This window comes from Mesorhizobium sp. W067, assembly GCF_054719525.1.
The window spans coordinates 5,131,102-5,157,241 of the sequence record NZ_JBTTII010000001.1 but is presented as its reverse complement, the minus strand read 5'-3'; the positions used below and the strand labels follow the sequence as shown (position 1 = coordinate 5,157,241).

At 63.9% G+C, this 26,140-nt stretch carries 32 protein-coding genes and 1 tRNA gene; 10 read left to right on the top strand and 23 right to left on the bottom strand.

Features of this window, described 5'->3' with window-relative positions:
- Window positions 1-119: 119 nt before the first annotated feature.
- The gene (locus ACYG97_RS25285; protein WP_023671245.1) at window positions 120-1,028 is read right to left on the bottom strand and encodes a LysR substrate-binding domain-containing protein; all 909 of its coding nucleotides are present in this window, start codon (window positions 1,026-1,028) and stop codon (window positions 120-122) included.
- 110 nt (window positions 1,029-1,138) lie between these two features.
- Here ACYG97_RS25285 and ACYG97_RS25280 point away from each other — a divergent pair, with 110 nt between their 5' ends.
- Window positions 1,139-1,324, top strand: a complete 186-nt coding sequence (locus ACYG97_RS25280; RefSeq protein WP_023732685.1) for a hypothetical protein — start codon at window positions 1,139-1,141, stop codon at window positions 1,322-1,324.
- A 22-nt stretch (window positions 1,325-1,346) separates the two neighbouring features.
- Here ACYG97_RS25280 and ACYG97_RS25275 read toward each other — a convergent pair whose 3' ends face one another.
- Window positions 1,347-2,306 (bottom strand): sugar-binding transcriptional regulator, encoded by a 960-nt coding sequence (locus ACYG97_RS25275; protein WP_023689163.1) that lies wholly within the window; start codon window positions 2,304-2,306, stop codon window positions 1,347-1,349.
- Between the two features lie 220 nt (window positions 2,307-2,526).
- Here ACYG97_RS25275 and ACYG97_RS25270 point away from each other — a divergent pair, with 220 nt between their 5' ends.
- Window positions 2,527-3,159, top strand: a complete 633-nt coding sequence (locus tag ACYG97_RS25270; RefSeq protein ID WP_023671242.1) for an HAD family hydrolase — start codon at window positions 2,527-2,529, stop codon at window positions 3,157-3,159.
- A gap of 360 nt (window positions 3,160-3,519) precedes the next feature.
- On the opposite strand, the gene ACYG97_RS25265 is transcribed toward ACYG97_RS25270, so the two are convergent.
- The 8 genes from ACYG97_RS25265 to ureC form a co-directional block, all read right to left on the bottom strand.
- Window positions 3,520-4,287 carry a class II aldolase and adducin N-terminal domain-containing protein gene (locus ACYG97_RS25265; RefSeq protein WP_023732686.1) on the bottom strand — a complete coding sequence of 256 codons (768 nt, stop codon included), beginning with the start codon at window positions 4,285-4,287 and terminating at the stop codon, window positions 3,520-3,522.
- Window positions 4,288-4,353: 66 nt separating this feature from the next.
- The gene (gene ureG, locus ACYG97_RS25260; RefSeq protein ID WP_023671240.1) at window positions 4,354-4,986 is read right to left on the bottom strand and encodes an urease accessory protein UreG; all 633 of its coding nucleotides are present in this window, start codon (window positions 4,984-4,986) and stop codon (window positions 4,354-4,356) included.
- Window positions 4,983-5,441 carry a DUF3995 domain-containing protein gene (locus tag ACYG97_RS25255; protein WP_023732687.1) on the bottom strand — a complete coding sequence of 153 codons (459 nt, stop codon included), beginning with the start codon at window positions 5,439-5,441 and terminating at the stop codon, window positions 4,983-4,985. The genes ureG and ACYG97_RS25255 overlap by 4 nt, the downstream gene beginning before the upstream one ends.
- Window positions 5,438-6,109, bottom strand: a complete 672-nt coding sequence (locus ACYG97_RS25250) for an urease accessory protein UreF (RefSeq protein WP_023683598.1) — start codon at window positions 6,107-6,109, stop codon at window positions 5,438-5,440. The genes ACYG97_RS25255 and ACYG97_RS25250 overlap by 4 nt, the downstream gene beginning before the upstream one ends.
- The gene (ureE, locus tag ACYG97_RS25245; protein ID WP_023683599.1) at window positions 6,102-6,704 is read right to left on the bottom strand and encodes an urease accessory protein UreE; all 603 of its coding nucleotides are present in this window, start codon (window positions 6,702-6,704) and stop codon (window positions 6,102-6,104) included. The genes ACYG97_RS25250 and ureE overlap by 8 nt, the downstream gene beginning before the upstream one ends.
- Window positions 6,701-7,306, bottom strand: a complete 606-nt coding sequence (locus ACYG97_RS25240; RefSeq protein ID WP_023683600.1) for a glutathione S-transferase family protein — start codon at window positions 7,304-7,306, stop codon at window positions 6,701-6,703. The genes ureE and ACYG97_RS25240 overlap by 4 nt, the downstream gene beginning before the upstream one ends.
- Before the next feature lie 42 nt (window positions 7,307-7,348).
- The gene (locus tag ACYG97_RS25235; protein WP_023732688.1) at window positions 7,349-7,942 is read right to left on the bottom strand and encodes a hypothetical protein; all 594 of its coding nucleotides are present in this window, start codon (window positions 7,940-7,942) and stop codon (window positions 7,349-7,351) included.
- A 92-nt stretch (window positions 7,943-8,034) separates the two neighbouring features.
- Complete coding sequence (ureC, locus tag ACYG97_RS25230) at window positions 8,035-9,747, bottom strand: urease subunit alpha (RefSeq protein WP_031261934.1); 1,713 nt, start codon at window positions 9,745-9,747, stop codon at window positions 8,035-8,037.
- A gap of 180 nt (window positions 9,748-9,927) precedes the next feature.
- Between ureC and ACYG97_RS25225 the strand changes: the two genes are divergently transcribed.
- Both ACYG97_RS25225 and ACYG97_RS25220 read left to right on the top strand, forming a co-directional pair.
- Window positions 9,928-10,290 carry a hypothetical protein gene (locus ACYG97_RS25225; protein ID WP_023671233.1) on the top strand — a complete coding sequence of 121 codons (363 nt, stop codon included), beginning with the start codon at window positions 9,928-9,930 and terminating at the stop codon, window positions 10,288-10,290.
- Between the two features lie 123 nt (window positions 10,291-10,413).
- Window positions 10,414-10,911 (top strand): hypothetical protein, encoded by a 498-nt coding sequence (locus ACYG97_RS25220; RefSeq protein WP_023689155.1) that lies wholly within the window; start codon window positions 10,414-10,416, stop codon window positions 10,909-10,911.
- A gap of 26 nt (window positions 10,912-10,937) precedes the next feature.
- Here ACYG97_RS25220 and ACYG97_RS25215 read toward each other — a convergent pair whose 3' ends face one another.
- From ACYG97_RS25215 to ACYG97_RS25195, 5 genes are read right to left on the bottom strand one after another with little or no spacing between them, the layout of a single operon-like run.
- Window positions 10,938-11,243 carry an urease subunit beta gene (locus tag ACYG97_RS25215; protein WP_023671231.1) on the bottom strand — a complete coding sequence of 102 codons (306 nt, stop codon included), beginning with the start codon at window positions 11,241-11,243 and terminating at the stop codon, window positions 10,938-10,940.
- Window positions 11,244-11,251: 8 nt separating this feature from the next.
- Entirely contained in the window at window positions 11,252-11,845 is a 594-nt protein-coding gene (locus tag ACYG97_RS25210) for a HupE/UreJ family protein (protein ID WP_023689154.1), read from the bottom strand.
- A gap of 29 nt (window positions 11,846-11,874) precedes the next feature.
- Entirely contained in the window at window positions 11,875-12,129 is a 255-nt protein-coding gene (locus tag ACYG97_RS25205) for a DUF1272 domain-containing protein (RefSeq protein ID WP_023732690.1), read from the bottom strand.
- An 11-nt stretch (window positions 12,130-12,140) separates the two neighbouring features.
- Entirely contained in the window at window positions 12,141-12,443 is a 303-nt protein-coding gene (locus ACYG97_RS25200) for an urease subunit gamma (protein WP_023732691.1), read from the bottom strand.
- Window positions 12,444-12,473: 30 nt separating this feature from the next.
- Window positions 12,474-13,295, bottom strand: a complete 822-nt coding sequence (locus ACYG97_RS25195) for an urease accessory protein UreD (protein WP_081839797.1) — start codon at window positions 13,293-13,295, stop codon at window positions 12,474-12,476.
- A 235-nt stretch (window positions 13,296-13,530) separates the two neighbouring features.
- Here ACYG97_RS25195 and ACYG97_RS25190 point away from each other — a divergent pair, with 235 nt between their 5' ends.
- The 3 genes from ACYG97_RS25190 to ACYG97_RS25180 all read left to right on the top strand — a co-directional run bounded on the left by ACYG97_RS25190 (window position 13,531) and on the right by ACYG97_RS25180 (window position 15,857).
- On the top strand, window positions 13,531-13,785 hold the full coding sequence (locus tag ACYG97_RS25190; RefSeq protein ID WP_023671226.1) for an acyl carrier protein: 255 nt from the start codon (window positions 13,531-13,533) through the stop codon (window positions 13,783-13,785).
- Between the two features lie 5 nt (window positions 13,786-13,790).
- Window positions 13,791-14,999 (top strand): beta-ketoacyl-[acyl-carrier-protein] synthase family protein, encoded by a 1,209-nt coding sequence (locus ACYG97_RS25185; RefSeq protein WP_023683604.1) that lies wholly within the window; start codon window positions 13,791-13,793, stop codon window positions 14,997-14,999.
- Window positions 15,000-15,152: 153 nt separating this feature from the next.
- Window positions 15,153-15,857 (top strand): glutathione S-transferase family protein, encoded by a 705-nt coding sequence (locus tag ACYG97_RS25180; RefSeq protein ID WP_023732693.1) that lies wholly within the window; start codon window positions 15,153-15,155, stop codon window positions 15,855-15,857.
- A 25-nt stretch (window positions 15,858-15,882) separates the two neighbouring features.
- On the opposite strand, the gene ACYG97_RS25175 is transcribed toward ACYG97_RS25180, so the two are convergent.
- The 4 genes from ACYG97_RS25175 to ACYG97_RS25160 form a co-directional block, all read right to left on the bottom strand.
- Window positions 15,883-16,254, bottom strand: a complete 372-nt coding sequence (locus ACYG97_RS25175; protein WP_023732694.1) for a hypothetical protein — start codon at window positions 16,252-16,254, stop codon at window positions 15,883-15,885.
- Between the two features lie 85 nt (window positions 16,255-16,339).
- Window positions 16,340-16,960: a nucleoside triphosphate hydrolase gene (locus ACYG97_RS25170; RefSeq protein ID WP_023689152.1), complete on the bottom strand. Its 621-nt coding sequence runs from the start codon at window positions 16,958-16,960 to the stop codon at window positions 16,340-16,342.
- A 269-nt stretch (window positions 16,961-17,229) separates the two neighbouring features.
- Complete coding sequence (locus tag ACYG97_RS25165) at window positions 17,230-18,321, bottom strand: hypothetical protein (RefSeq protein WP_023732695.1); 1,092 nt, start codon at window positions 18,319-18,321, stop codon at window positions 17,230-17,232.
- A 236-nt stretch (window positions 18,322-18,557) separates the two neighbouring features.
- A complete protein-coding gene (locus tag ACYG97_RS25160) occupies window positions 18,558-20,369 on the bottom strand; it encodes a methyl-accepting chemotaxis domain-containing protein (RefSeq protein ID WP_023732696.1) in 1,812 nt (603 codons plus the stop codon).
- 333 nt (window positions 20,370-20,702) lie between these two features.
- Between ACYG97_RS25160 and ACYG97_RS25155 the strand changes: the two genes are divergently transcribed.
- The 3 genes from ACYG97_RS25155 to ACYG97_RS25145 all read left to right on the top strand — a co-directional run bounded on the left by ACYG97_RS25155 (window position 20,703) and on the right by ACYG97_RS25145 (window position 23,171).
- Window positions 20,703-21,605: a D-alanyl-D-alanine carboxypeptidase family protein gene (locus ACYG97_RS25155; protein WP_084023678.1), complete on the top strand. Its 903-nt coding sequence runs from the start codon at window positions 20,703-20,705 to the stop codon at window positions 21,603-21,605.
- A 418-nt stretch (window positions 21,606-22,023) separates the two neighbouring features.
- A complete protein-coding gene (locus tag ACYG97_RS25150) occupies window positions 22,024-22,932 on the top strand; it encodes a DUF1003 domain-containing protein (RefSeq protein WP_023732699.1) in 909 nt (302 codons plus the stop codon).
- A 162-nt stretch (window positions 22,933-23,094) separates the two neighbouring features.
- A tRNA-Arg gene (locus ACYG97_RS25145) sits at window positions 23,095-23,171 on the top strand.
- A gap of 402 nt (window positions 23,172-23,573) precedes the next feature.
- Here ACYG97_RS25145 and ACYG97_RS25140 read toward each other — a convergent pair.
- The 4 genes from ACYG97_RS25140 to ACYG97_RS25125 all read right to left on the bottom strand — a co-directional run bounded on the left by ACYG97_RS25140 (window position 23,574) and on the right by ACYG97_RS25125 (window position 25,954).
- A complete protein-coding gene (locus tag ACYG97_RS25140; RefSeq protein WP_023699247.1) occupies window positions 23,574-24,023 on the bottom strand; it encodes a DoxX family protein in 450 nt (149 codons plus the stop codon).
- Window positions 24,024-24,131: 108 nt separating this feature from the next.
- On the bottom strand, window positions 24,132-24,611 hold the full coding sequence (locus tag ACYG97_RS25135) for a tetratricopeptide repeat protein (protein WP_023732701.1): 480 nt from the start codon (window positions 24,609-24,611) through the stop codon (window positions 24,132-24,134).
- A 30-nt stretch (window positions 24,612-24,641) separates the two neighbouring features.
- Entirely contained in the window at window positions 24,642-25,613 is a 972-nt protein-coding gene (locus tag ACYG97_RS25130; protein ID WP_023699249.1) for an MBL fold metallo-hydrolase, read from the bottom strand.
- A gap of 95 nt (window positions 25,614-25,708) precedes the next feature.
- Entirely contained in the window at window positions 25,709-25,954 is a 246-nt protein-coding gene (locus ACYG97_RS25125; protein WP_023670610.1) for a DUF680 domain-containing protein, read from the bottom strand.
- Window positions 25,955-26,140 lie beyond the last annotated feature (186 nt).

The window sequence follows — 26,140 nt, the reverse complement described above, 5'->3', positions numbered from 1 at the left end:
TTGTCAAGCTTGGTTAACCGGGTGGCCCGATCGCAGCTGTTTGTCCGCGAAAGCGAGCATTCGTCGCGGATCCATGGCTCGCTTTGCATCTCGGAAATCAATCCGCGAGTCGCTCGCCCTCAGGCGCAGGCGATCTCGGCCAGGATCCAGTCCCGGAAGGCTTTTATCTTCGGCACGTTGCGACGCGCCGTCGGGTAGACCAGCCAATAGGCGTGGCCGTCGTCGCCGACCAGGTCGAAGGGCTGGATCAGGCGGCCGGCGGCGAGCTCGGTCTTGAACAATGCGGTGGTCAGGATCGCCACACCATGGCCGGCGATGGCCGCGTTCGCCTCATAGGCCTGCGCGCCCATGCTGGTGCCGGTGCGCCTGGCAAGTTCGTCCGCCGGAACGCCGGCAAGGGCGAACCATTCCCGCCACCAGATGTCGCCGGGATCGAGAATGGGCAGCTTGAACAGGTCGGCGGGTTCGTGGACGCCACCGATGGTGGCAGCGAGTGCCGGGCTCAGCACCGGGGTGAAATCGGCCTTGAACAAAAGATGGGTCTCCACTCCAGGCCACTTGCCGCTGCCGGAGCGGATAGCGATGTCCATGTCCTCGCGGGCAAAATCGATCACCCTGTTCGAGGTATCGACGCGCACCGCCAGCGACGGATGCGCGACCTGGAAGGAGCCGAGATGCTGCGCCAGCCAGTTCGAGGCAAAGGTCAGCAGCGTCGAGACACACAGCACACCATCGGCGCCCCCACGCGCGGCGGAATAGGCGCTTGAGAGCAGGCTGAACGCCTCGCTGACGGCGGGCGCCAGGCGCTGGCCGGGTTCCGTCAGCACAATCTGGCGCGGCTGGCGCAGGAACAGCGGCGAACCGATGCGCTCTTCCAGAAGCTTGATCTGGTAGCTGGCGGCGGCCTGCGTCATGCCGAGTTCCTGCGCGGCCTTGGTGAAGGAGAGATGCCGCGCGACGGCTTCGAACACCCTGATGGCCTGCAGCGGCGGCAACTGGGCGAGCTGTGGTGCCTTGAGATCGGGCATAAGCCCTCCTTATGGGTCTTGATCGACGTTTGATTGGAAGCCGGAGCCGATCAGACTGATATTTGGTGTCGAGGAACAATCCAGTTCAAGCATAGCGGAGGCTGAAGATCATGACCACGGTACAGGAAAAGCTGCATTCGGCCCCGGCGCGGAGCTGGTTTTCCGTGCTGGCGCACGAATTTTCCCTGCTGGTACGCCGCCGCCGCAGCTATGTCGACGTCAGGGAATTGTCGCCGCATCTGCAGCGCGACATGGGTTTCCTCGATGGAAATGATGTTTGCGGACGGCACAAATAGCAGTGCCGATTTTATCACCAGATCAGGCGCCGTCGAGTAGGGCCGTGGCGGTCCGCTCGTCGGTGATGAGGCCATTGACCAGCCGGCGGTTCACCGCAGCCAGGATGCCCGGCAATTTGCGTTCGCCCATGGCGAGTGCAATGACCAGCGACTTTTCGCGTGACGGCAAGGCTGCCGACGATACCCGGTCGTTGGTGATGCCCTCGATCATGCGGCCTTCCCGATCGAACACCCAGCCGACGATCTCGGCGACGCCGCCAGCCTTTTGCAACGCCTTCAGCTCGCTTTCCGAGATAAAACCGTCCTCGTAGAGCGGCGCCTTCGGGCCGAGATCGCCGATGCCGACAAAGGTCACGTCGGCTTCCGCGGCCAGCGCCAGCGTCGGTTGGATCATCGGCTGGGCAAGCAGCATCTCGCGCTCTTCCGGCGACGAGGCGATGACCGGCAGCGGCATCGGGAACGAGCGCGCCTTGACCCGGTCGGCCATGGTGAAGATGACGTTGTAGAAGGCGGCCGAACCGTCGGGCGAGATGTTGCCGGTCAAGGACACAACCTTGTGCTGCGAGCATTCCATCGGCGGCAATTGCTCGATCGCCGCCTTCAGCGTGCGGCCGGTGCCGATGGCCAAGACGATGGGCGTCGGTGACCGCAGCCGCCGCTCGATCTCGGCCGCGGCCGCCTCGGCAATGCCGATCGTGGTCGAGGATGAGGTTGGATCGCTCGGCACCACTTCGACGAGGTCGAGCGCGAAGCGTGACTTCAGTCTAGCTGCGAGATCAAGGCAATTGGCGATCGGGTGATCGACGCGAACCTTGATCAGCCCCTCCGACACCGCCAGCGACACCAGCCGCTGCGCCGTCTGCCGGGAAATGCCGAGCGTGGCGGCGATCTGGTCCTGGGTGTTGCCGGCAACATAATAAAGCCAGCCGGCGCGCGCTGCCTCGTCCAGCCTGCTGCTGCCGCCATCTTGCCGCGAATTCAAAATGTGCCTCCAGCCCTGCCCCTTTGCGCGCCCTTGGGCGAAGCGTCGTAGTCTTGCAGGGAATGTGTCGGCGCGCAATTGTTCAATCGGGAAGACAATTGCTTGCTGCTTCGATCCGGCCGCCGCGCGGCAACCAACCCAGCGAAAATCGCCAGCGGACGGGCTCGGCGGTTTATCTCCTGATACAAACGCTTTAAGGGGATCGGCAAAGGAGCCTCGCATGACGCCGAAAGCGGTTTTCTGGGATATGGACGGCACGCTGGTCGACAGCGAGCCGCTGCACGAGGCGGCCTTGGTGGCGGCGCTGCGCAGCGTCGGTATCACGCCGCCGGCCGACCTGCATGAGCGGGTGCTGGGCGTCGCCGCCGCACCGGTCTACGAGATGCTGCGCAGCGAGTTCGGCCTCGACCTGCCCTTCGACGACTGGATCGTGCGCAAATACGATCACTACATGCCGATGGCCGAGACGCTGAAGCCGCGCCCCGGCGCGATCGAAGTGTTCAACGAGTTGCGCGCGCTCGGCGTGCAGCAGGCGGTGGTGTCCAATTCCGACCGGGTGATCGTCGATGCAAATCTGAGCGCCGTCGGCCTGATCTATCCCGGCATGCGCACGATCAGCCGAAACGACGTGCGCGAAGGCAAGCCGCATCCCGAACCGTTCCTGCGCGCCGCGTGGCTGGCCGGCGTCGATCCTTCAGACGCGGTGGCCGTCGACGACAGCGTTACCGGCGCCACATCAGGCCTGGCCGCGGGGATGCGGACGATCTTCTGGCCGGAAGCGCCGATGGCAGGACCGAAGGGCGCTGTCGTGATCAACAGTGCGGAAGAGTTGCGGGCTCAGTTGGGACTCTGAGTGAGCCTATGAACGTCGGCGCTGCCCCTCATCCTCCCTTCAGCTTGGCCATGCATTGTCTAATGTTGCGCTGGTCGACCCCCGTCTCGGCTTCGCCGAGCCACCCTGCCGGGGCGAGCCACGGGTCTCGCCCGTCCTTCGGACCCCCCGATCGACGGGGTAGAGGAAAGGCGCCAAGCTTTTTGCCGTCAAACGCTCGTCCAGAAAGGCTCCCTTCCTTCCCTCCGGAGGGGGAAAGGTGGCGCTGCGAAGCAGCGACGGATTGGGGGAACCACCTGGCAATCAACCTTACGCCGATCAGTCATAACAAATCACAGAAGGTGAGTGCGTAGCGTAAACGAGAGAAGCACGGATGGTCGCTTAGCTGCGGTACACCGGCTCCTCCTCGTCGAGGATCGCCTTCAGCTCGGCAAGGTGACGCTCCGCCTGGCCGGGATAGTCGTCCATTTCGCTGGCGGTCTTTTCGGCAATGGCGTCGGAGAGCGTGCGCAGCGGACGGCCGGTCCACAGCGCCTTGATGTAGGTCTCGGCGGCACGCTCGAAATAGAACATGCGGTTGAAGGCGTCGGCAACGGTGTCGCCGATGACCATGACGCCGTGATTGCCCATCACCATCACCTTGACCTTAGGGTCGGTGAGCAGTTGCGAGCAGCGCTCGCCTTCCTCCTCGAAGGCCAGCCCGCCATAGTGGGCATCGACGACGTGGCGGTTGAAGAACATGGCCGAGTTCTGGTCGATCGGCGGCAGAGTCGAGTCGGCCAGCGATGCAAGCACAGTGGCATGAATGGAATGCACATGCATGGCGCAGCGCGCATGCGGCACGTTGCGGTGAATGGCGCCGTGCAGACCCCAGGCGGTCGGGTCGGGCGCATTCGGGCCGGACAATGTCTCGGGATCGTTGGCGTCGATCAGCAAAAGGTCGCTCGCCTTGATGCGCGAGAAATGCACCTGGTTGGGGTTCGTCAGGAATTTGCTGCCGGCCTCGTTGACCGACAGCGAGAAGTGGTTGGCCACGGCTTCATGCATGTTGAGCCGCGCCGTCCAGCGGAAGGCGGCGGCAAGGTCGACGCGCTCCTCATAATAGGGCAGGTTGGTCAGCGGCTCTTTCTGCAAACGGGCGATGCTCATCAAAAAATCCTCCATTTCCCCGAGAATGCCGCGCCCAATGCCGACCAGCAACCGGTAAGTACTGGGTCAGGCCGCCGAGCGGGCCGACTGCAGCCCGCCATGTTCGACGATGAAGTCGATGACTTCCTGCAGTCCCTTGCCGCGCGATAGATCGGTGAAGCCGAACGGGCGCTTGCCCCGCATTCGGGCGGCGTCGCTCTCCATGACATCGAGGTTGACGTTTACATAGGGCGCCAGATCGCTCTTGTTGATGACCAGGAAATCGGAACGGGTGATCGCCGGCCCGCCCTTCCTGGGGATTTCCTCGCCCTGGCAAACCGAGATGACATAGAGGGTCAGGTCGGCAAGGTCCGGCGAGAAGGTGGCGGCAAGATTGTCGCCGCCGGATTCGATGAAGACGATGTCGAGATCGGGGAATTTCCTGTTCAGCCCGGCGATCGCCTGCAAATTGATCGAGGCGTCCTCACGGATGGCGGTGTGCGGGCAGCCGCCGGTCTCCACGCCGACGATGCGGTCCTCAGGCAGCGCCTGCAGGCGAGCCAGCATCATGGCGTCTTCCTTGGTGTAGATGTCGTTGGTGACGACGGCGATGGAGAAATCGTCGCGCAGCGCCTTGCAGAGCTTTTCGGTTAGCGTCGTCTTGCCGGAGCCGACGGGACCGCCGATGCCGATGCGCAGGGGACCGTTGGCCTGAGTCATAGCGAAAAATCCGTCATGCCGAAAAACTCCGTGATGGCGAGGATGGCGAAGCTGAGCCCGATCAACAGGCAGAGCGGCGAATAGAAGCTGACATCGAGCCGCGCAAAAGGCTGTTCCGGCGCCAGACGGCGCCACCACGGCGTGAAGCCGGCAATGCCGCGGCCGAGGAAGACCAGCCCTATGAGCAGCGCTGTGGCGGCAAGGCCTTCCCTTGGAAAGGGGGTGGCGAAGACCCCGGTCAGCGCCAGCGGCCACAGGGTTGCGAGGCACAGGCACGCGGCAACGGCGAGACAGGCAAACGGCGTCGGCATCTCGTCGACGCCGCGAAAGCCGACGACGGCGTGGGCGCAGGAGACGCCGTCCCTGCCCGGCCAGATGCCGCCAAGGCCCCAATAGACATGCAGCGCGGTGATCAGCAGCAGGACGGCCGAGAGGGCGAAGGCGAGGACGATCATGAGCGGAACAGCCTGGAATACTGCGTCTCGTGCTTCATCGCCATGATGTCGGAGATGAAGGCGCAGCCGCCGAGATCGTCCAATGTCGAGCCGGCGGCGCGCGCGGCCGTCGACAGCGCCAACGGCTCGAAGCCGGCGAGCAAGGCCATAGCGTCCGTCTGGCCGACGATTCCGAGTCGGATCGCCGCCTGGACGAGGTTGGAGAAGAAGGCCTGCAGGAAGGCCGACATCGCGTCCTGAAGCGCGATGCCGTTGCCGCCGGCAACGGCGCCGACGGCGACACAGTAGGCGCATTCGGCCGGCAGGCGGCCCAACACCGGATTCGCCCAAGCCGCTGCCGCTTTCAGGAAGGCGGCGCCTTGCAGCATGGTTTCGGTGTGACGCTCACGCGAGCCGGCCAGCGCTTCGGCGAGATCGGCAATTTCATGGAGATCGCCGCCGTCGCGGGCGCGGCGCCAGGCTTCCGTGAAGAGCACGGCGTCGTTCCAGCCCGAGCCCATCTCGACCAGCGTCTCCAGCCAGAAGGCGAGGCTGGCGGTATCGGCAACCAGCCCGTCTTGCCCGGCGCGTTCGAGGCCATGGCTGTAGGCAAAGCCGCCGACCGGAAAGGCCGGCGACAGCCACGCCATGAGCCGCAGCAAAGCGATGCCGGATGGCTGGTCAGTCATGATCGTGATGGTGCCCGTCATGGGAATGGCTGTGCGAATGCGACTCGCTGTGTGCGTGGGAACGTCCATCATGGGAATGCGCTTCGGCGTGCGCATGCGCATGGCCATGATCGTGACCATGCGCACCTTGGGCGGAATAGGCGCCGCGCACCGGCTTGAACGGTTCGGAGACTTCGCGGACCGTGGCGCCCAGCCCTTCCAGCATAGCCTTGATGACATGGTCGCGCAGGATCAGGATGCGGCCGGGCTCGATCGCTGCCGCCAGATGGCGGTTGCCGATATGCCAGGCAAGCTCCGTCAGATGCACCGCATCGCGGGCGCGGATATCATAGACCTCTTCGGGTGCCGCGGTGATCTCGACCTGGCCGCCATCCTCCAGCACCAGCCGGTCGCCATCGTTCAAGGTCACGGGCTCGGGCAGATCGACCAGCACCTTGCTGCCGTCGGCAAGCTCAATGGCGCGGCGGCGCAAATGACGCTCGTCATGGGGCAGGACGGCACGGCCGGATGGCGGCGTAGTTCCGGCAGTGCCGGCAGGCACCACCGAGACGGCCCGGGGGAACTTGGTGAAGTCGGTGTTCAGGTTGAGTTTCATCGCATGGCTCCACCGTTAGCCTGGGCTCTCGCACGGGCAGGCCGCGCCAGGACGCGGTCGAAATACGCGTTGACGCGCTCGGATTCGATCGGAAATTTTCCGGCGCGGGCCCAGCCGCCCATGTCGCCCAACAGCACGTCGACGGCGGAAAACCGGTCGCCCAGCGCAAACTCCCGATCCCCCAGCCGGCCGTCGAGCGCCTTGGCCTCCGAGGCGAAATCGTAGGCGGCGGCGGGGCCGACATCGACCCGCACGTCCTTCGGCAACAGGAAGCGGTGGCGCAGCTTGTTCCACAGCGGCGCTTCGAACTCGGACTGGGCAAAATGCATCCAGGAATCCATTTCGGCGCGTCCGGCCACACCTGGATTGGCGCCCATGCCTTTGTCGGCGTGCTTGTCGGCGAGATAGACGCAGATTGCCGCCGAATCAGTCACCGTCAGTTCGCCATCGATCAGGATCGGCACCTTGCCCGACGGGTTGAGCGCATAGGCTTCGGGCGAACGCAATTTGACCTCGACGAATTCATAGGGCTGCCCGAGTTCCTCGAGCATCCACAGAACGCGGCTGACGCGGGATCCACGCGATCCGATGGCCTTGTACATGGTTGAACCCTCTTTCCTGCGACCCTAAACCATAGCCACTGTTCAGACGATGGTGTCGAAGAGCCGCAGGATGAACGATATCTGATAGATCAGCGTGCCCACGACGAAGGCGATGTGGAAACGGCGGTCACGCACCAGTATGGCGGCAATGCACAACACCACGAAAACCGGCGTTCGGAACAGATATTCATTGCCGTAGCGGGCGAAATGCTCGGGACCTTTCAGCAGCGTGTCGACGACATCGAGCAGATAGGTCGTCGCCAGCAGGCCGAAGAACCAGCCGCGACGCGAATAGAAGAAATCCTCGTAGCTGGTGTAGTCGAGCATCGAATCCGGAAACAGCAGCGCGCACAGCAGGAACAGCGTGATGGCGTAGAAGATCAGGAACAGGTACTTGCCGAAAGTCCAGACCTCTATGGTGTAGAGGCCGAACTCCCACCACCAGAAATGCACCAGCAGCAACAGCATGGAGGCGACCCAGCCGAGGTGCACGGGATAGAGCCTGTACTGGCCGGGATGCTGGACGATTCGCGCCACCCCCGACAGCAGGCGAGCGACGCCAAGTCCGATCACCATGCCCATGACGATGCGGATATGCGGGAAGATGTCGTGGGCGGAGGCTATTTCGGTGGCCATGACCTGCTACGCGGTTTCTTTGAGCCGCATATTGCGGCGGCACCGACCGGCTCGCAATGGAATTTGCCGGGTCGATCAAATCGCCCCTCGCCTCAAAACAGGAAATACCGCTGCGCCATCGGTAGCACGCTTGCCGGCTCGCAGGTCAGTAGCTCGCCATCGGCGCGCACCTCGTAAGTCTCCGGGTCGACTTCGACATGCGGCGTAGCGTCGTTGAGGACCATCGAATGCTTGCCGATGCCGCCGCGGGTATTTTCGACCGCGACGAACTGCTTGTCGACGCCGAGCCGGCCATGCAGGCCGGACTCCAGCGCGGCCTTCGAAACGAAGGTCACCGACGAATTGGTCCTGGCCTTGCCATAGGAGCCGAACATCGGGCGGTAGTGCATGGGCTGCGGCGTCGGGATAGAGGCGTTGGGGTCGCCCATCGGGGCAGCGGCGATCATGCCGCCGATCAGCACCATGTCGGGCTTGACGCCGAAAAAGGCTGGGTTCCACAGCACCAGATCGGCGCGCTTGCCGACCGCGATCGAACCGATGTCCCTGGACAGGCCATGCGCGATGGCCGGGTTGATGGTGTATTTGGCGATGTAGCGGCGGACGCGGAAATTGTCGTTGTTGCCGATCTCCTGCGGCAATGACCCGCGCTGGCGCTTCATCTTGTCGGCGGTCTGCCAGGTGCGGATCGCCACCTCGCCGACGCGGCCCATTGCCTGCGAGTCCGACGAGATGATCGAGAAGGCGCCGATGTCATGCAGAATGTCTTCCGCCGCGATGGTCTCCTTGCGGATGCGGCTTTCGGCAAAGGCGATGTCTTCGGGGATCGACGGCGACAGATGATGGCAGACCATCAGCATGTCGAGATGCTCGGCCAGCGTGTTGACGGTGTAGGGCCGGGTCGGGTTGGTCGAGGACGGGATGACGTTGGGCAGGCCGCAAACCTTGATGATGTCAGGCGCATGGCCGCCGCCGGCACCCTCGGTGTGGAAGGCGTGGATGGTGCGGCCCTTGATGGCGGCGACGGTGTTCTCGACAAAGCCGGATTCGTTCAGCGTGTCGGTGTGGATCATCACCTGCACGTCGTAGTCGTCGGCAACCGACAGGCAGCAGTCGATGGCCGCCGGCGTCGTGCCCCAGTCCTCGTGCAGCTTCAGCGAGCAGGCGCCGCCCAGCACCATTTCCTCCAGCGCTGCCGGCAGCGAGGCGTTGCCCTTACCGGACAGGCCGATGTTCATCGGGAAAGCGTCGAAGGACTGGATCATGCGCGCCATGTGCCAGGGTCCCGGTGTGCAGGTGGTGGCCAGCGTGCCATGCGCCGGGCCGGTGCCGCCGCCGAGCATGGTGGTGATGCCCGACATCAGCGCTTCGTCGATCTGCTGCGGGCAGATGAAGTGGATGTGCGCGTCGAAGCCGCCGGCGGTGAGGATCTTGCCCTCGCCCGCGATGATCTCTGTACCGGGGCCGATGATGATGGTGACGCCGTTCTGCGTGTCGGGATTGCCGGCCTTGCCGATCGCCGCGATGCGGCCGTCCCTGAGACCTATATCGGCCTTGAAGATGCCGGCCGTGGCATCGACCACCAGCGCGTTGGTGATGACGGTGTCGACCGAGCCGCCGGCGCGCGACACCTGGCTCTGGCCCATGCCGTCGCGGATGACCTTGCCGCCGCCGAATTTCACCTCCTCGCCATGGACGGTGAGGTCCTTTTCGACCTCGATAAACAGCTCGGTATCGGCCAGGCGCACTCTGTCGCCGACCGTCGGGCCATACATCTGCGCGTAGGCGGCGCGGGTAATTCTAGCCATCAGTCAATGCTCCCCAAACGAGAGTCCGGCCGCAGCCGAACTCCACATCGTCGCCATCCAATGGTCATGCAATGACCCGCTCGGCGACACCTTCTGATCCCATTTGGCCGTTGAGGTGGCCGTGCCACCCCAAACCGCCCGTTTGCCAAACCCTTGGCCAAATCGATGAAAGGAAAATACATGCGCAAAATCATCGTTCTTGCAGCCGCAGCCACGCTGGCCTCCGCAACCGTAGCCGGCGCCCAGCAGCAGCCCACGCCGCAACCGAAGCCGGCGGCGCCCAGCGCTCAGCCGGCGGCGCCGGCGATCCAGAAGGTCAACATCGTCGATATCAGCGAATTGCCCAAGGCCACCCAGACGCAGGTCAATCAGGTGATCGCCCAGCGTGGCGATGCCGGGCTGCAGAAACTGCGCTCTTCGATCGACGCGACGCCGCAGATCAAGTCGGCGCTCGAAGCCAAGGGGCTCACCTCGGCACAGGTGGTCGCCGCCAGCATGACCACCGATGGCGCGCTGACCCTTGTCACCAAGAAGGCAAGCTGAAAGAAGCGCTTGGCGGGCCGGCACCCGGCCCGCCAGCCCACAGGGAACCTTCGCCCGACAGGAGGCGTTTCGTTCCTTTGGCGCCGAACGGCGTTGCACAGAAAAGTCCACCAGGAGCGAGCAATGCCTGTCTTTGCCGACACCAGATGGCTCCAGAGCCTTGCTGCCTGCACATTTCTCGCAGCTTTCGGCCCGCAAGCCGCGCAAGGTCTTGAAAGCGCTGACGCCGTCAACCGGGCCGACACCGTCAACAGGATCGTCGGCTCCGATGTCCGGCAGGAGGAGGCGCGGACGGAACCACAGACCAACAAGATCATCACCGCGATCGAGCGGACGCGTGAGAACATCGGCGCCGTGCGCAAGACGTCCAAGCTCGATACTGTGGATATCGTCTTCCTCACCGACGCGGCGCGCAGCGAAGGCGGCCCGCCGCCGGCGGTCGAGAGCAAGGTCGAACAGCATCAGGATGACATTGCGGAACTGCGCAAGGAGATCGACGCCAACGCCTTGCTGTTCAACGCCATCGATTCGCGGCGCGTGCTTACGGAAGACGTCCTTGCGGTGGAATTCGACGGCTCGGCAAGAATCGTCATCTACGCGGCGGCCAGGCCGTCGAACTGACCTCAGGGCGCCCGACCCCGTCGATCTCACAGCCTGCCCATGATCTTCTGCTGAAAACCGTAGACCTCGCGTTTTCCTCCGAACGGCACCAGCGTGACGTCCCGCTCTTGTCCCGGTTCGAAGCGCATCGCGGTGCCGGCGGCAATGTCCAGACGCATGCCGCGCGCTTTGTCGCGATCGAATTTCAACCCCTCATTGGTCTCGAAGAAATGGTAGTGGCTGCCGACCTGGATCGGCCGGTCGCCGCTGTTGGCCACCTTCAGCGTCACCGTCGGCAGCCCCTTGTTGAGCTCGATGTCGCCGCTTGCCGTGATGATTTCGCCGGGAATCATCGTTAGCCTCACAAAACGCCGAAGACCAGGCCAACGGCGACTGCAGCACAAGCGGCGCCAGCGGCGCGGGCAAGCCCGCGAAAGCGCATGCCGAGGCCAAGGCCGGCAGCGATGCCCATGGCATGGAGAAGTGCGGTGGCAACGGCAAAGCCGGCCATATAGTCAAGTCCACCGGCATTTTCCGGCACTTCGGTGCCGTGGGCATGGCCATGGAACAGCGCGAACAGGCCGATGATGGCGACTCCGGCCGAGACCGGCAGATCGACCGCCAACGCCACCAGCAAGCCAAGCGCGACGACGGAGGCAAGGATGCCCGGTTCGACGAAAGGCACCGGCACGTGGAGCATGCCGAGCGCGCCGCCGACCAGCATGACGCCGACAAAGGCCAGCGGCCAGGCCCAGATTGCCTTGCCGCCCTTGAGCGCCGCCCACAGGCCGACGGCTACCATGACGGTCATATGGTCGAGGCCGGACAGCGGATGCGCGAAGCCCGCCGCGAAGGACGAGGTCGTGCCGATGCCGACATGGGCATAGGCGGGCATCGCCGCCGCCAGCAGCAGGATCGCTGCAAGCGTGGTGCGTTTGGTTGAAGCAGAGATCATCGGTCTTCCCTTCGAAGTCACGAAAACAATCACGCAGCCTTGCGCGGGCCGCAGCCCTCGGCCTTGAGCACGCGTTGAGTCGAGGCCGGATATTTCATCAGTTTCTCCACTGGGCGGATCGGGCGTGCGGAAAAATTGCCGCCGCAGTTCGGGCAGACGCCGCCCAGCACATGTTCAGCGCAGTCAGCGCAGAAGGTGCATTCAAAGGTGCAGATCAGCGCGTCCGCCGCTTCCGGCGGCAGGTCCTTGTCGCAGCATTCGCAATTCGGTCGCAGCTCCAGCATCGTTTTTCTCCTCACCTGATCGGTTCGTGAACGGTCACCAGCTTGGTGCCGTCGGGAAAGGTCGCCTCGACCTGCACGTCGTGGATCATCTCGGCGATGCCTTCCATCACCTGCGCGCGGGTGATGACATGGGCGCCGGCATCCATCAGTTCGGCGACCGGGCGGCCGTCGCGGGCGCCCTCGACGACGAAATCGGTGATCAGCGCGATCGCTTCGGGGTGATTGAGCTTGACGCCGCGTTCCAGCCGCTTGCGCGCCACGATCGCCGCCATGGCGATGAGCAGCTTGTCCTTTTCACGCGGCGTCAGGTTCATGCGCTTTCCTGGATTTGGCTTGGATTTGGCTCAGAGTGACCATAATTTGGGCAGACCCGCCCGCCCGTTGAGCAGTTCGACCAGCGGAACCAGCCGCTTGCGCAGCTGGTAGCCGTCCTCGGCAAACAGCCTCGCAAGAAGCTTGCCAGATTTTTTGACACTCCAGGCGCTGGCATCGCCGTCGGCGCCGATGATGTCGCGGGCCGGTTCGAGCAAGGCTTCTGCCTGCGGCGAGACCATCAGCAGCGTCGCTGCGGCAATGGCGCCGCCGGCGACCGCCGGGCGGCCAAGTGCTGCCGCGATAGCCGGCCCGATGCGGAAATCCTCGGCATGAACGAGCGCATCATCCTGGCGGACACGCCAACGGTCGTGGAAATGGCCGTGCGCGGCCTCTTCGGCCATGGCGAGGCGGCCGAATATGGTGGCTTCAAGCAGCAATGCCTCGGCGCCTGCGGCAAGCTCGACCTCGAGCGTGCGGGCAAAGGCCGAGCGGTCGAAGACGATGGTTTCCTGGGGCAGCCAGGCGATACGCCCGCCCGCGCCGACGCTGAGCTTCACCCGAACTTCGGCGCGGTCGCTAGCGGCACGATAGATCTTTTCGCAGGCCTGGGTGGTTATCGAGGCGGAGGCACCTGGCCCGACATCGATTTCCCAGCCGAGCCGATCGCCGCCGGTCAGACCGCCGGCGGTGTTGATGAGCACGGCTTCGAGCGGATCGGCCGCAACGGCCGGCATGCGGATTTTGGCCGAGCCGTCCTGATAGAGGCGCAAAAGCCGGGTGCGTCCATCCCTGACGCCGCACGCAAGCCGGGCCGCCCCGGCCGCGCGCTGGGCCGGAAGAGCTGAGATCAAGACATGCTGCAACGTATCCACGGCGCTAACGTTAAGCACTCCCGGCGCTTTGTCGATATGGTGCTTGTTGATATAGCTTGTTGCTTGACAGCGTTTCCGTTTCTATAGAGGGAGCCTCTTTGGAACGGTCATGCTGCGCCTGGCGGGTTTTTGAAGGCGACGGCGATTTCAGTCCGGGCAACAGGGGCGCCAACCAATCGGCACCGCGACGTTATAAAATTGGGGAAGGAATCGAATGGCTGACGAGCTGGCAACGGAAATCATCGCCAAGATCAGGGCACATGCGGAGCCCGGTGGCGAAGAGATCACCACCAATACGGAATTGACCGCGCTTGGCATCCATTCCCTGGAACTGACCGAGATCATCTTCGATCTCGAGGAGCAGTACGGCATCGAGATCGAGATGAACACGGTCGATGCCTGGAGCAATCTCAAGAATGTCGGCGATATGGTTGAGGCTGTTCGCGCGCTGATTGCGAAAAAAGCCTGAGCTGAATGCAAAAGCGCGTCGTCATTACCGGCATCGGCGGCATATGCGGGCTCGGCGCCAATGCGCCTGCAATCTGGAACGAAATGCGGGCCGGCCGATCGGCCATCGGTCAAATCAGCAATCCCGGTTTGCATGATTTGAAGGTCAAGGTCGGCTGCGAAATCAAGACGCTGCCCGACCATGGCATCAGCCACAAGCAGACCGTGTCGATGGACCGGTTCAGCCTTTTGGCGACGATTGCCGCGCGCGAAGCCATGCAGCATGCCGGCCTGACGTCGAATGAAGCAACCACCTACCGGATGGGCGCGGTCGTCGGCGTCGGCGTCTGCGGCTGGGAGGCGATCGAGGAGAACTACCGCGCCATCCTGGTCGACGGCAAGAACCGGGCCGGCATCTTCACCGTGCCAAAAGTGATGCCGAGTGCGGCGTCCGGCCATGTCAGTATGAATCTCGGCCTGCGCGGGCCGGTGTTCGGCGTCACTTCGGCCTGTTCGTCGTCGAATCATGCCTTTGCCTCGGCGGTCGACCAGATCCGGCTCGGCCGCGCCGATGTCATGGTCGCCGGCGGCACCGACGCGCCGCTGCTTTGGGGCATCCTGAAGGGCTGGGAGGCCCTGCGGGTGCTGGCGCCCGATACCTGCCGGCCGTTCTCAGCCGATCGCCAGGGCCTGTCGCTCGGCGAAGGTGCTGGAATGGCGGTGCTGGAAACGTATGAACACGCCATGGCGCGCGGCGCTACCATTCTGGCCGAATTTGCCGGAGCCGGCCTTTCCGCCGACGCTTCCGATATCGTCGCGCCGACAGTCGAGGGACCGACGGCGGCGATGCGCGCCTGCCTGGCGGACGCCGGGCTCAATCCCGAGGACGTCGATTATCTCAACGCCCACGGCACCGGCACCAAGGCCAACGACCAGATCGAGACGGCGGCAATCAAGCGCGTCTTCGGCGACCATGCCTACAAGCTGTCGGTGTCGTCGACCAAGTCGATGCATGCCCATTGCCTCGGCGCCTCGGGCGGCCTGGAAATGATCGCCTGCGTGATGGCGATCCGCGAAGGCATCGTGCCGCCGACGGCCAATTTCCGGCAGGCCGACCCCGACTGCGATCTCGACATCACGCCGAATGTGGCGCGCGAGCGCAAGGTGCGCGCGGCGATCAGCAACGGTTTTGCCTTCGGCGGCACCAATGCCGTGGTGGCGTTCAAGGCGGTCTGACGGCAAGCGACTGGCCCTGAGCGACTGGCCCTGAATGACTGCGAAGACGGTGTGCGCACCGTCGGCCGGTTGATCGGCAAAGACGCCGAGGATAATCCTTCGCAACCCGCCAAACGGCGCGAGACCGCGCCAAATTCCCGACCGGAGCTTTCGATGACCGACCTGTCCGTCTTTCCGATCACCAAGCGCTGGCCGGCCAGCCACCCCGACCGTCTGCAGCTCTATTCCGCGACGACGCCGAATGGGGTGAAAGTCTCGATCGCGCTGGAAGAACTCGGCCTGCCCTACGAGGCGCATCTGGTGGATATCGGCAAGGACCAGAGCTGGACACCGGAATTCCTGTCACTGAACCCGAACGGCAAGATACCTGCGATCATCGACCCCGACGGGCCGGGCGGCAAGCCGCTCGGCCTGTTCGAATCCGGCGCCATCCTGCTCTACCTCACCGACAAGACCGGCAAGCTGATCCCGGCCGATCCGGCGCGGCGCTACGAGACCATCCAATGGGTGTTCTTCCAGATGGCGGCGATCGGACCGATTTTCGGACAGGTCGGGTTTTTCAATAAATTCGCCGGGCGCGAGATCGCCGACAAGCGGCCGCTGGATCGCTACCGCAATGAATCGCGGCGGCTGATCGGGGTGCTGGAGACGCGGCTGAAGGGTCGAACCTGGATCATGGACGACGACTATACGATCGCCGACATTTCGATGCTGGGCTGGGTGCGCAATCTGATCGGCTTCTACGAGGCGCGAGAACTCGTCGGCTTCGACGACTTCCCCACCGTCGCGGCATGGCTGGAGCGCGGGCTGGCGCGGCCCGCGGTGCAGCGCGGCCTGACCATTCCCGCCAGGAATTGACCTCGGCCGGCCGAAGCAACCAGGTCTATTTCGCCTTGGCCTTGCTTTTCGAGCCGCCCTTGCCGATGACGGACGCAGCGAGCGACGCGGCGCCCCTGGCTGTCGCCGCCACCGCACCAGCGGCGACATTGGCGGTCGCCTTCACCGTGCGCATGGCCCCGCCGGCCATCGAGCCGCGGCTTGCCGGCTTCTTGGGTTTGGCGGTTTTCACCGCCACCTTCGCCGTCGCGACCGGTTCTACCTTCTTTGGCGCCGCTTTGCCGAAAGCCGGCTTTGCGTCCTTGGACCGCTCGGCGATCGCCGGGCCGGCGCCTGCATTGGCCTGCGTGGCCTTTGCCTGCCTGGCTTTGGGTTGAGCGGTCTTGCTCTTGGCGGGTGTTTTTGCCTTGGTTGCCATCTGACGGTTCCCTCACGGCGGCACGATTGCCGATGAGGGATAACGACCTGTAAGTCTTAAGGTTCCCGTTCCGAAGTCCAGCGAACTATGCGGGATCGCCAACAACCAGGTCGGCGGACCTGCGACGGCCGAGCACGCGATCGATGTTGGGCATGTCGTTGGAAGCGATCCAGGCGCGGGCGTCTTCGTCGGAGCGGCCATGCTCGTGCCAGCGCACCAGAAGGCGGCGCTCGAGTTCGGCCCGCGGCACATCGACAAAGATGGTGAAGTCGAACAGCGGCGCCAGCCGCGACCACGGCTCCTCGTCGAGCAGGAGGTAATTGCCTTCGACCAGGATGAACTTGGTCTCGGCGGCAACGATGGAGGCGGCGGCGCGCGACAATTCCATGCTGCGGTCGAACACCGGAATGGCGATGTCTGGCTCGCCCGAACGGATGCGCTTCAACAGCGTCTCGAAGCCGGCGAAGTCGAAAGTCTCCGGCGCGCCCTTTCTTGGCCGCAGGCCGCGCTGGTCGAGCACGATGTCGTCATAGTGGAAGCCGTCCATCGGCACGACTTCAGCCGCGCCCTCCGGCAGCAGATCATGCAGCCCGGCCGAGAGCGTCGACTTGCCGGCGCCGGGCGGGCCGGCAATGGCGACGATGAAGCGTTTCGCCTTGCCGGCGCGCTTGAAGATGGTGGCGGCGAGATGGGCGATTTCGGACATTGGGCGCTTCCAGCTATGCTTTGCATCTTGTCGGCAGTTTGAGGAAATTTCAAACCGCGATTTGGGCAATCTCACGACATCCGCCACGTCAGCGCCGCCCCTCGTCGCCCTGCCGGTGTCCAGCCGATAGATGGGTAACACTTCTCCCCCTATGCGTCCGCCGCAGCGCCAAGCAGATTGGTTGGCGCGGCGGTGCGGCGGACAAGCTCCATGTGCCGTGTGTCGAGGATGCCGGCAGGCAGGTGAGGGGCAGGGCCAGCGTTCGAAAATCAGCCGGGCTGGCCGATCCGCAGGAAATCGCTGTCGAACCTGACATCGCGGGTCGAACCATCGGCTCCGGTGAGACGCATGTGACCTGAGGCTGTCCCGATAGCGCGCGGCGGCTCGCCGTTTGCCTGCGGCAGCGCGCCGATGACATGGCGGAAGGAGACTTCGCCGCCGAGGGTAAAAGCGGTCGCGACCCCTTCGCGCTTCAGCCAATTGTCGTCGATCGATGCGGCATGGCCGATGGCGGCGCGGCCGTCCTCGATGCCGAGCACGCCGCGATGGCGGCTGCTCCACGGCGCGTAGTCGCGGCCGCCATTGCTGAACCACAGCATGGTGACCGGAAGCTCCGCCGGGTTCTTCAGCACCAGCACCAGATCCTGTTCGGCCCGGCGCGCCAGCGCCGTCCAGCCCGGACCGTCATGATCGGCTTCGACCAGGGTGATGAAATCCTCGCGCTCATCCTCCATGCGGTAGTCGGTGAGATCGAGCGTGCCGCCGCCAGTGGCTGGAAAGCGCGTCAGATCGGTCGAGCGGGCGGGATAGGAAAGCTTGAAGCGGCCGCGGGCCGGATCGGGCTCCAGCGGTGCGTCCAGTGTCCCGGCAAAGCGCTTCGGCGAAAAGGCCAGCCGGCCGCCATCGCGCATCGCCGCCATCGGATGGTGGGCGGCGGAGACAGCGCCGGAACCGCCGGAAAAGACATGCTCCTGATAGAGGAAGGGATGACTGTTGCGGAGCGTGAAGATCTTGTCGACCGTCGCGCCCATCACCGTGCGGCGCAACCGGAAGACGGCCCGCCAGCCGTCGGATGTCGCTTCGCTGGCGGTGACATCCCAGGCGCTGTTGGCCGGCCAGCCATGCAGCGGGGCGGCCTCGATGTCGCTGGCCGAAAACGGTGCGCATAGGAAATCGCCAGACAGCCGCACCGTGCCTTGAGGCAGATCCGGCGGCAGCGTCTCGCCGGCATCGATCCAGGGCGCGCGGTGCAGCGGCTTCAGCTGGCGGCCATCGCTGTCGACCGTCATGTCGGCGATATGGCCGACAGTGAGATCGAGCGTGACCGAAATGCCCTTTGCCTTGATCGTGACCGTATCCATCCGCGCACCTGCTGATTCTGATGGCAGCGAACAAACCCGCTCCGCGAGGGATGCGCAAGCACAGCGACCGGCATTTTGCATCAGGGCGATTTTTACCCTCCCCCTTGTGGGGAGGGTCGGCGAGCGCTCGACGCGAAGCGGAGATTGTTCGACGGGGCGGGGGTAGCGCCCGACAAGGACCCCCACCCCGATCCGCTACGCGGATCGACCCTCCCCACAAGGGGAAGGGTGGACGCCTACTGCCGTTTGTACTCCCGGACCGGCGACTTGGTGCCGTCGGTGTAGGTGACCTGCACCGCCATCGATGTCACGTTGTCGGCGACCTTGAAGTAAGGCTGGTAGTCATAAGGAATGGCGTAGGGGTCCTTCTTGTCGCAAGGCGGCAGCTTGATCTCCTTGTCGAGCGCCGTGCCGTTCAGGCTGTAGCGCACCTCCTTGATGCCGCAGCGGAATGACAGCATCTGGGAGAAATAGACCAGGCCGTGATTGCCGCTGGCGTCGAAGGCGATCCACGACGTCCAGAACTGGTCGAGGATCTGTTTGTTGCCCTGTTGCAGCGCCGCGTCCGGATCGAAACTTATGTCGAACGGCCCGGTCTCGCGGCCCCTGAGATCGAGATATTTGACCCCGATGGTGGTGGCCGTGGTGCTGTCGGGCAATTCGAAGCTCGGATTGGGCATCGGCTTGCCGGTGCGCTGGTCGTTCATCGCCATCAGCCCGGTGTCGGTGAACGGACCTGACACACCCATGCGCCAGGAAATGCCGGTCGCGGCCTCGGGCAGCGAGATGGAGATCGTCCAGCCGGCATTGGAGCGCATCGGCGTCAGCGTCGGGGCAAAGCGTGCTGGGTCGAGCACGTCGCCAAGCGCCGTCAGGCGGGTACGGCTGCGGTCGAGCCAGTCGGCGAGCTGCGTCTGGTCGACGAAATATTTGAGCAGCCCGCCTTCCTTTTCATAGGAGACGAACCTGGTCAGCGCCTCGGCCTCGCTGCGCTTGTCGGACAGCGACTGGACGCCGAGGCGATCCTCGGAAAACTCCTGCGCGAGCAGGTAATAGGCCGGTGCGAAATCCGGATTGGCCGCGATGAAGGCGTTGAGCTTGTCGAGACGTTGGGCATCGTCGAACTGCAGGATATGGACCAGCTTGATCGACAGTGCCTTGGCCTTGTCGGCCAGGGCGCCGAACACTTCGCGGGCGCCGGCCTTGCCGTCCTGCACGCGCAGCAGGGTGGCGAAGCGTGTGTAGGGATCGACGGCGTCGACGTCGAAACCGGCGAAAGCGAGATAGGAGCGCCGCGCATTCAGCATGTCGCCGGAAAGCTCGTAGACGCGGGCATTGTGATAGAATTCGTCCGGCCGCTTCGGCTCGGCGATCGTCCCGCCCTGCGCGGCCAATGCGGCAAAGCCCTTGGCGATGGTGTCGATCGAGGCGGCGATCTGCTCGGTGGTCGCCTGAAGCTTATCCGCCTGCTCGGCCTGTTTCTGCTGGCCGGCAGCGAGCGTTTCGGTCGTCTGCTTGACCGCCTCTACCGACTTTTGCGTCTGCGCGCCCTGCTCAGCCTGCTGCTGCTGGGTCGACGCAATTTCCTCGGTCTTCTTCGCCACCGCGTCGGTCGATTGCTTGACCTGGTCGACCGCCAGCTTCGTCTCGGTTACCGTTTGCTCGATCCTGGCCACCCTGGCCGAGACGATGCCCATCTGCTGCTGCAACTGGGCGATGGCCGGCACCAGGCCGGCGATCACACCGTTCTGCGAATTGGTCTGCTGCTGCAGGCCATAGACGCCGCCGGCGACGGCGGCAGCGCTGGTGGCAAAGATCAGCGCCGGCAGCGCCTTGGCGGCCAGCACCAGCCGCAGAACGATGGCAATGGCGATGACGGCGGCGGCAACCGAAGCGACCAGCGCGATATAGGCGGCGAACGGCGCCAGCGGATTGAGGATGTCGGAAGCAGCGCCGCCGATGAAAGCGACGCTGCCGGCCCATTTGCCGGTGCGGCTGAGCGAAGCCCTGATAAGAGATGGCGCAGCCGCGCCGATGTCACCGGTCATTGTCAAATCCCCCAAGCAATTGCCGCCTCTATAGCAGCACCGCGACCCCGCAGGCAAAACAGGACAGGAAGCAGGCGATTTCGGGGCGGGTGGGCGGATGTCGAGGTTGCCGTTTCAGCGCCGATGATTGGCGAAGCCGAAGCGACATCTGATCTCCCCCCTTGCGGGGGAGATTGGCAGCGTCATCGGCAGCTCCGCCGTTAACCAAATGGACGAACACAATGGGTTAGGCTAGGTTCCGGCCCTCTCAGCAACGCCGGACTTGCCTTGCCAAACTTCCATTTCCCCTCCCTCGTCCAAAAATTTCTCGCAGCCCTCCTGCTGGTTGTCTTCATGGCCGGCTGCAGCACCACCGCGCCGCCCGACAGCGTGCTGGCGGTGCCGGCGCCGCAGGAAAAATATGCCGCCATCGTAATCGATGCCGGCAGTGGCAAGACGCTGTTCGAAGTCAGTTCGAGGGCGCAACGCTATCCGGCGTCGCTGACCAAGATGATGACGCTGTACCTGCTGTTCGAGGCGCTGGAGTCCGGCCGCGTCTCGAAGGAAACGCAGATCCCGGTCTCCGACAATGCCGCCCGGCAGCCGCCGACCAAATTGCGCTTCAAGCGCGGCGAGAGCATCGATGTCGATTCGGCGATCCGGGCGATCGTGGTCAAGTCGGCCAATGACGTGGCGGTGGCGGTGGCCGAATATCTCGGCGGCTCGGAGGACCAGTTCGCCGCCATGATGACCTCGAAGGCGCGCCAGATCGGCATGAGCAGCACCGTCTTCCGCAACGCATCGGGCCTGCCCAACGATGGCCAGCACACATCGGCGCGCGACATGGCGACGCTGGGGATGGCGCTGCGCGCCCGCTTCCCGCAGCAGTTCCACTATTTCTCCGAAAGCGACTTCATGTTCCGCGGCCGGCTGGTGCGCGGCCACAACGACATGCTCGGCCGGGTGCGCGGCGTCGACGGCATCAAGACCGGCTATATCAGGGCCTCCGGCTACAACATCGTGACCTCCTACAATGCCGACGGCCGGCATCTGATCGTCGTGGTGATGGGCGCCGACAGCGCTAGGCAGCGCAACGACCATGTCGAAGCGCTGATCCAGCGCAGTCTGTCGCCCGCCATGGCCGATACGAAGACGCGGCTGATGTTTGCGGGAGATCAGCCGGCCGCGTCGCCCGGCCTGCCGCCGCCTGGTTTGCCGGCGCAGGGGTCGCAGTTGCCTGGTTTACCGCCGCAATAGAACCCGTCGTTGGGTGGAGGAACTCTGAAACGCCGGCGGGACAGCACCCCCCTCCGGCCTGCCGGCCATCTCCCCCTCAACTGGGGAGATTAGCAGCTTCGGCGTCTCGCCTCTTTTTCGTGTTTGGCGAAGCCATGGCGACATCTGATCTCCCCCCTTGAGGGGGAGATGTCCGGCAGGACAGAGGGGGGGTCGTGAAGGATCGCTGCCTCATCTTAACTCTGCAGCAGGCGCAACAGCACTTCGGCGGTCTGGTTGCCGAGCAGCAGGCGAGCGAGGCCCCGGGGGCTGCGCCGCCACAGGCAATTGCAGCAGGCATTCATCACAAGCGCTTGCACAAGCCCCCAATCTTCACCGCCACAGTGGCTATGGCGTGCCGGCTTGGCGTATCGTGGGCGCGACAGCAGGAGCCGGCATCATGAGCCCAAAACCATCCGAACAGGCCGCCAATGAAAACGACAGCGGCGGCGAGTATTTCGAGGCGCCGCCCATCGGCGATCACGACGCCGAACTGGCTGCCGACGAGGCGCTGGAAGCGCCCGATGTGCCGGACTCCGAACCCCATGGCCGCCTGAAGCCGAAGCGGAAACCATCGGCGATATCGGGCCGCAAATTCCGCAAGCGCGACCTGGTGCGCATCGACGACCTGCGGCCAAGCCTGGCCGACCGCATCCGCTCCGACCATCCCGACCTGCCGCGCGGCGCCCGCATCAGCCGCGAAGAGCTCGGCCGCTACCGCATGCGCTACATGGAGGAGTTGCTGCAGCAGGAGCATGGCGAATTCTCCGAGCTCGACCGCCAGGTGGTCGAATCGATCGCCAGGCAGGACACGATTTCGGAAAACTCGGAAGAGGAGTTCGAGGAGCACCGCTCGTTCGCCGACCGCGTCTCCGACAACATGGCGGCTTTCGGCGGCAGCTGGTGGTTCCTGATCTCGTTCGGCAGCGTGCTTGCGGTGTGGATCGGCATCAATTTGATCGCGGGCGTGAGCAGCGCCTTCGACCCCTACCCCTTCATCCTGCTCAACCTGCTGCTCTCCTGCATCGCCGCCATCCAGGCGCCGATCATCATGATGAGCCAGAGACGGACGGAGGCCAAGGACCGCCTGCGCTCGTTCAACGACTACCGGGTGAACCTGAAAGCCGAGCTGGAAGTGCGCCATTTGCACGAAAAGCTCGACTATCTGATCTCGCGCCAATGGACGCGGCTGGCTGAAATGCAGCAGATGCAGCTGGACGCGATGCATGAGCTGATGGGCGCGAAGAAGGCGAAGCGGGCGCCGCGCAGGGTGCGCAGGCGGGTGGCGAAGGTGGAGGTGGCGGGGTGAGTCCCGGGCTGAGGCTGCAGGGCGGACGCGAACTTGCCAGGCCGCGCAAGGTGGCTTCGAAAATATCGCCACGCCAATTGCCCGTTGAAGCCCGGCGCGGCTTCCGCTAAGAAGCCGTGGCTGGCCGGCCTATCGGCTGGTTCGTTTTCAGGTTCCCTGAAGGCACCCGTAGCTCAGCTGGATAGAGCGCTGCCCTCCGAAGGCAGAGGTCACAGGTTCGAATCCTGTCGGGTGCGCCATTTTCGTTTGAATTTCAATGTATTAGATGGCCATAGGCGAAATGCTCTTGCGCAAGGCAATATGCCCGTAAGCAGTGGAGCGAGCTTTGGCCACTGGCTGACTGACGTCGACGGGTACAAGTGTGCGTTGGATTCATTGATTTTTGCGGAGGCGGCGCGCCCCATGATCCAAGGGAACGGTTGAGCGTTGCTCCTGGAGGCAGCACTCAAACCGTTCGGTTCGTGGTGGTTTTGACCGGTATGCGCCTCATATCGGCCGATAGGGCGTTCCTATCCGTGCCGATAAGCGGACGTCGATAAACAACCCGCCGTGAACGGCTTTCGTCATCAGGGGTCGCCCGAGGCGTTTGTAGCGTTCGGATCGGGCGGGCGGGTTGATATGAGACCCGGCGTCTTGGCGATTTAGAATGGAAGCTTGATTTCGCCAACCGAGAGAGGCCTACCGGCCGCTATGAGCGCCGCAACCGTCTCTCTGTCCTGTTGCCGGCGCTTCACGAGGCCGTTCAGAACCCTGTCGAGAGATATCGCGCCGGCGCCGGCTATGGCCAGGGCGAACATGCCGCCCGCTATTGCGAGATCCTTTTCGAAATGCAGCAATTCGTTCTGGTTGGCGAAATTGGTGTGGAACAAAGCTGCCGTTGCCAAACAGAAAAGTCCGAGCGCCACCGCGCCCAGACGCGTCAGCAGACCAAGGCCGACCGAAACGCCAGCTCCCAGCTGCAGCGCTATGGTGGCTATCAAAAGCGGCAGGCTGACGCCGAGCGCCGTCATCGCCTTGGCTGCACCGGCGAAATGCGTCGCCAGCTCCAGGCTTTCATGCACGAAGAGCAATGAGAGCAGCAGGCGACCCATCAGCAGGGTCAAGTCGGCGAGATATAGTTTCGAAGCGGTTTGTGTCGTTGTCACGATTGGCTCCAGGCGATGGGAAAGGGGCAGGCGCCTTGCAGCGCCTGCCTGGTTTTACTTGGTCACCTTGGTGTCGATGGCCTTGTGGAGGTCTTCGAGTTCTTCACAGCCGGCGGGACACAATCTTTGCAGCGACGCCAGCTGCTCGTTGGCCTTGGCCATGTCGCCGGTCTCTACATAGAGTTCGCCCAGATATTCGCGGGCGGCCTTGTGATCGGGTTTCAGCTCCAGCGCCTTGTTGTAGTAGGTCAGCGCGGTGGCGAAATCGCCCGTCTTGCGCAGTGTGAAGCCGAGCAGGTTGTAGACGTCGGCCTGCTGGTTGTCCTGCGCGAGATCACGCAGATCGGCCAGCGCGCCCTTGTAGTCCTTGACGGCGATCTTGGCCTGGACGGCGGTGAGGTCGGGTGCATCGGTGCCTTCGATGTCGTCGACCGCATAGGCCGGCATGATAGTGGCCACGGGAACGACGGTCAGCACGGCAATGGCGCCGAGCAGGCCAAACAGGGCGTGCTTGCCCAGATAGGATTGCTTCATCATCTTTCTCGCTTGGGTTGGAGCTCGCGCTCAAATCTGAACTGGGGTGAAACCATAGGCATTGCCGTCTTTCACGAAGACGCCGGTGCCGGGGAACGGGTAATGCGAACCCGAAATGCGGATGTGGTCGGCGATCACCCGGTCGATGATCTTGTGGCGGGTGGCGATAGCGGTCGGCCCGTCCTGGTCGTAACTGCCCTGCCACTCCGGATGCGGCGCCAGAAGGGCGGGCACATACATGGTGTCGGCCGAGATCATCAGCTGTTCCTTGCCGGAGTTGGCGAGGTAGACCGAATGTCCCGGCGTGTGGCCGGGCGCAGCGATGATCTGGATGCCGGGTGCGACTTCGGCGCCGTCATTGACCAGCTTCCAGTTCTTCCATTTCGGAAAATTTTCGGCGATGCGCTTGCCCGCCGGCTTGCGGCCTTCCGGCAGCTTGGCCAGCCGGCTGGGGTCGGTCCACCAATTGTATTCCGTGGCGTTGACGATCAGCTCGGCATTGGGGAACACCGGTGCATCGGTCCCCTTTTCCATCAGGCCCCAGACATGGTCGGGGTGGAAATGCGAGATCATGATGGTGTCGATCGTCTTATAGTCGATGCCGGCGGCGGCCATGTTGGCCGGCAGATGGGTGGCATTGGTCTGCCATTGGCCGACGCCCGATCCGGCATCCATCATGATCAGCCTGCCGTTCATCTTGAGGACGACGACGGTGAGCGGGATGGGCATGAAGTCTGTCGTCAGGCCGGCCTTGGCAAGCGCTGCCTTGGTGTCCTCGACGGAAACATCCTTGATGAAGGCCGGGTCGTGCGGCTTGCGCCAGATGCCGTCATAGATGGCGGTGACCTCGATATCACCGACCTTGTATTTGTAGAAGCCGACGGTCGGCTCGACCGACGTTTCGGCGAAGGCGGGACGGGTGAATTCCAGCTTGCCGGCCAGACCGAAGGCGGTCGCGGCGAGCGTGGTTCCAAGCAACGTGCGACGTGTCATCGTGAACATAGGTGATCTCCTGCAGCCTTATGGGGTGATGATGGAGAGCCAAAGGTTTGGCTCTCCATCGTGAGTGGTAAGAGAAGATGTTCGGAAGGGTGTCTTCAGCGGCCCCAGATGCCGTCGTTGTTGTGCCTGGTGATGATGTCCTGAACCGACCCCTGGCGCGGCCCGGTCGTCACCATGGTGTCGACGCCGGCTTGGCGCGGGGAGGGGGAAATGGAAGCAGTGGCATTGGTGTCAACGGTAGCGACCGGCTGATTGGAGTTGTTGCCGCCATGGTCGCTGCCGGCAAAGGCAGCGGTTGAGGCAAGCAGCATGGCAGCCACGCTGAGAGCGAGCTTGGTCATTTCGGTAGATCCTTTTTTCGTTTCTTGGGTGCGTGCCGGGAAATTGGCCCCGCTAACAACGAGACCCATCAGGACATCCCTTTATTCCCGGGCGGCGCGAAATTCTTTTGAGATTTCCCGAAAACAGGGGCCGGCGTCCGCCCCGAACTGGAGCCGACGCTGCACGAGGACGCGTTCGACGTCGGC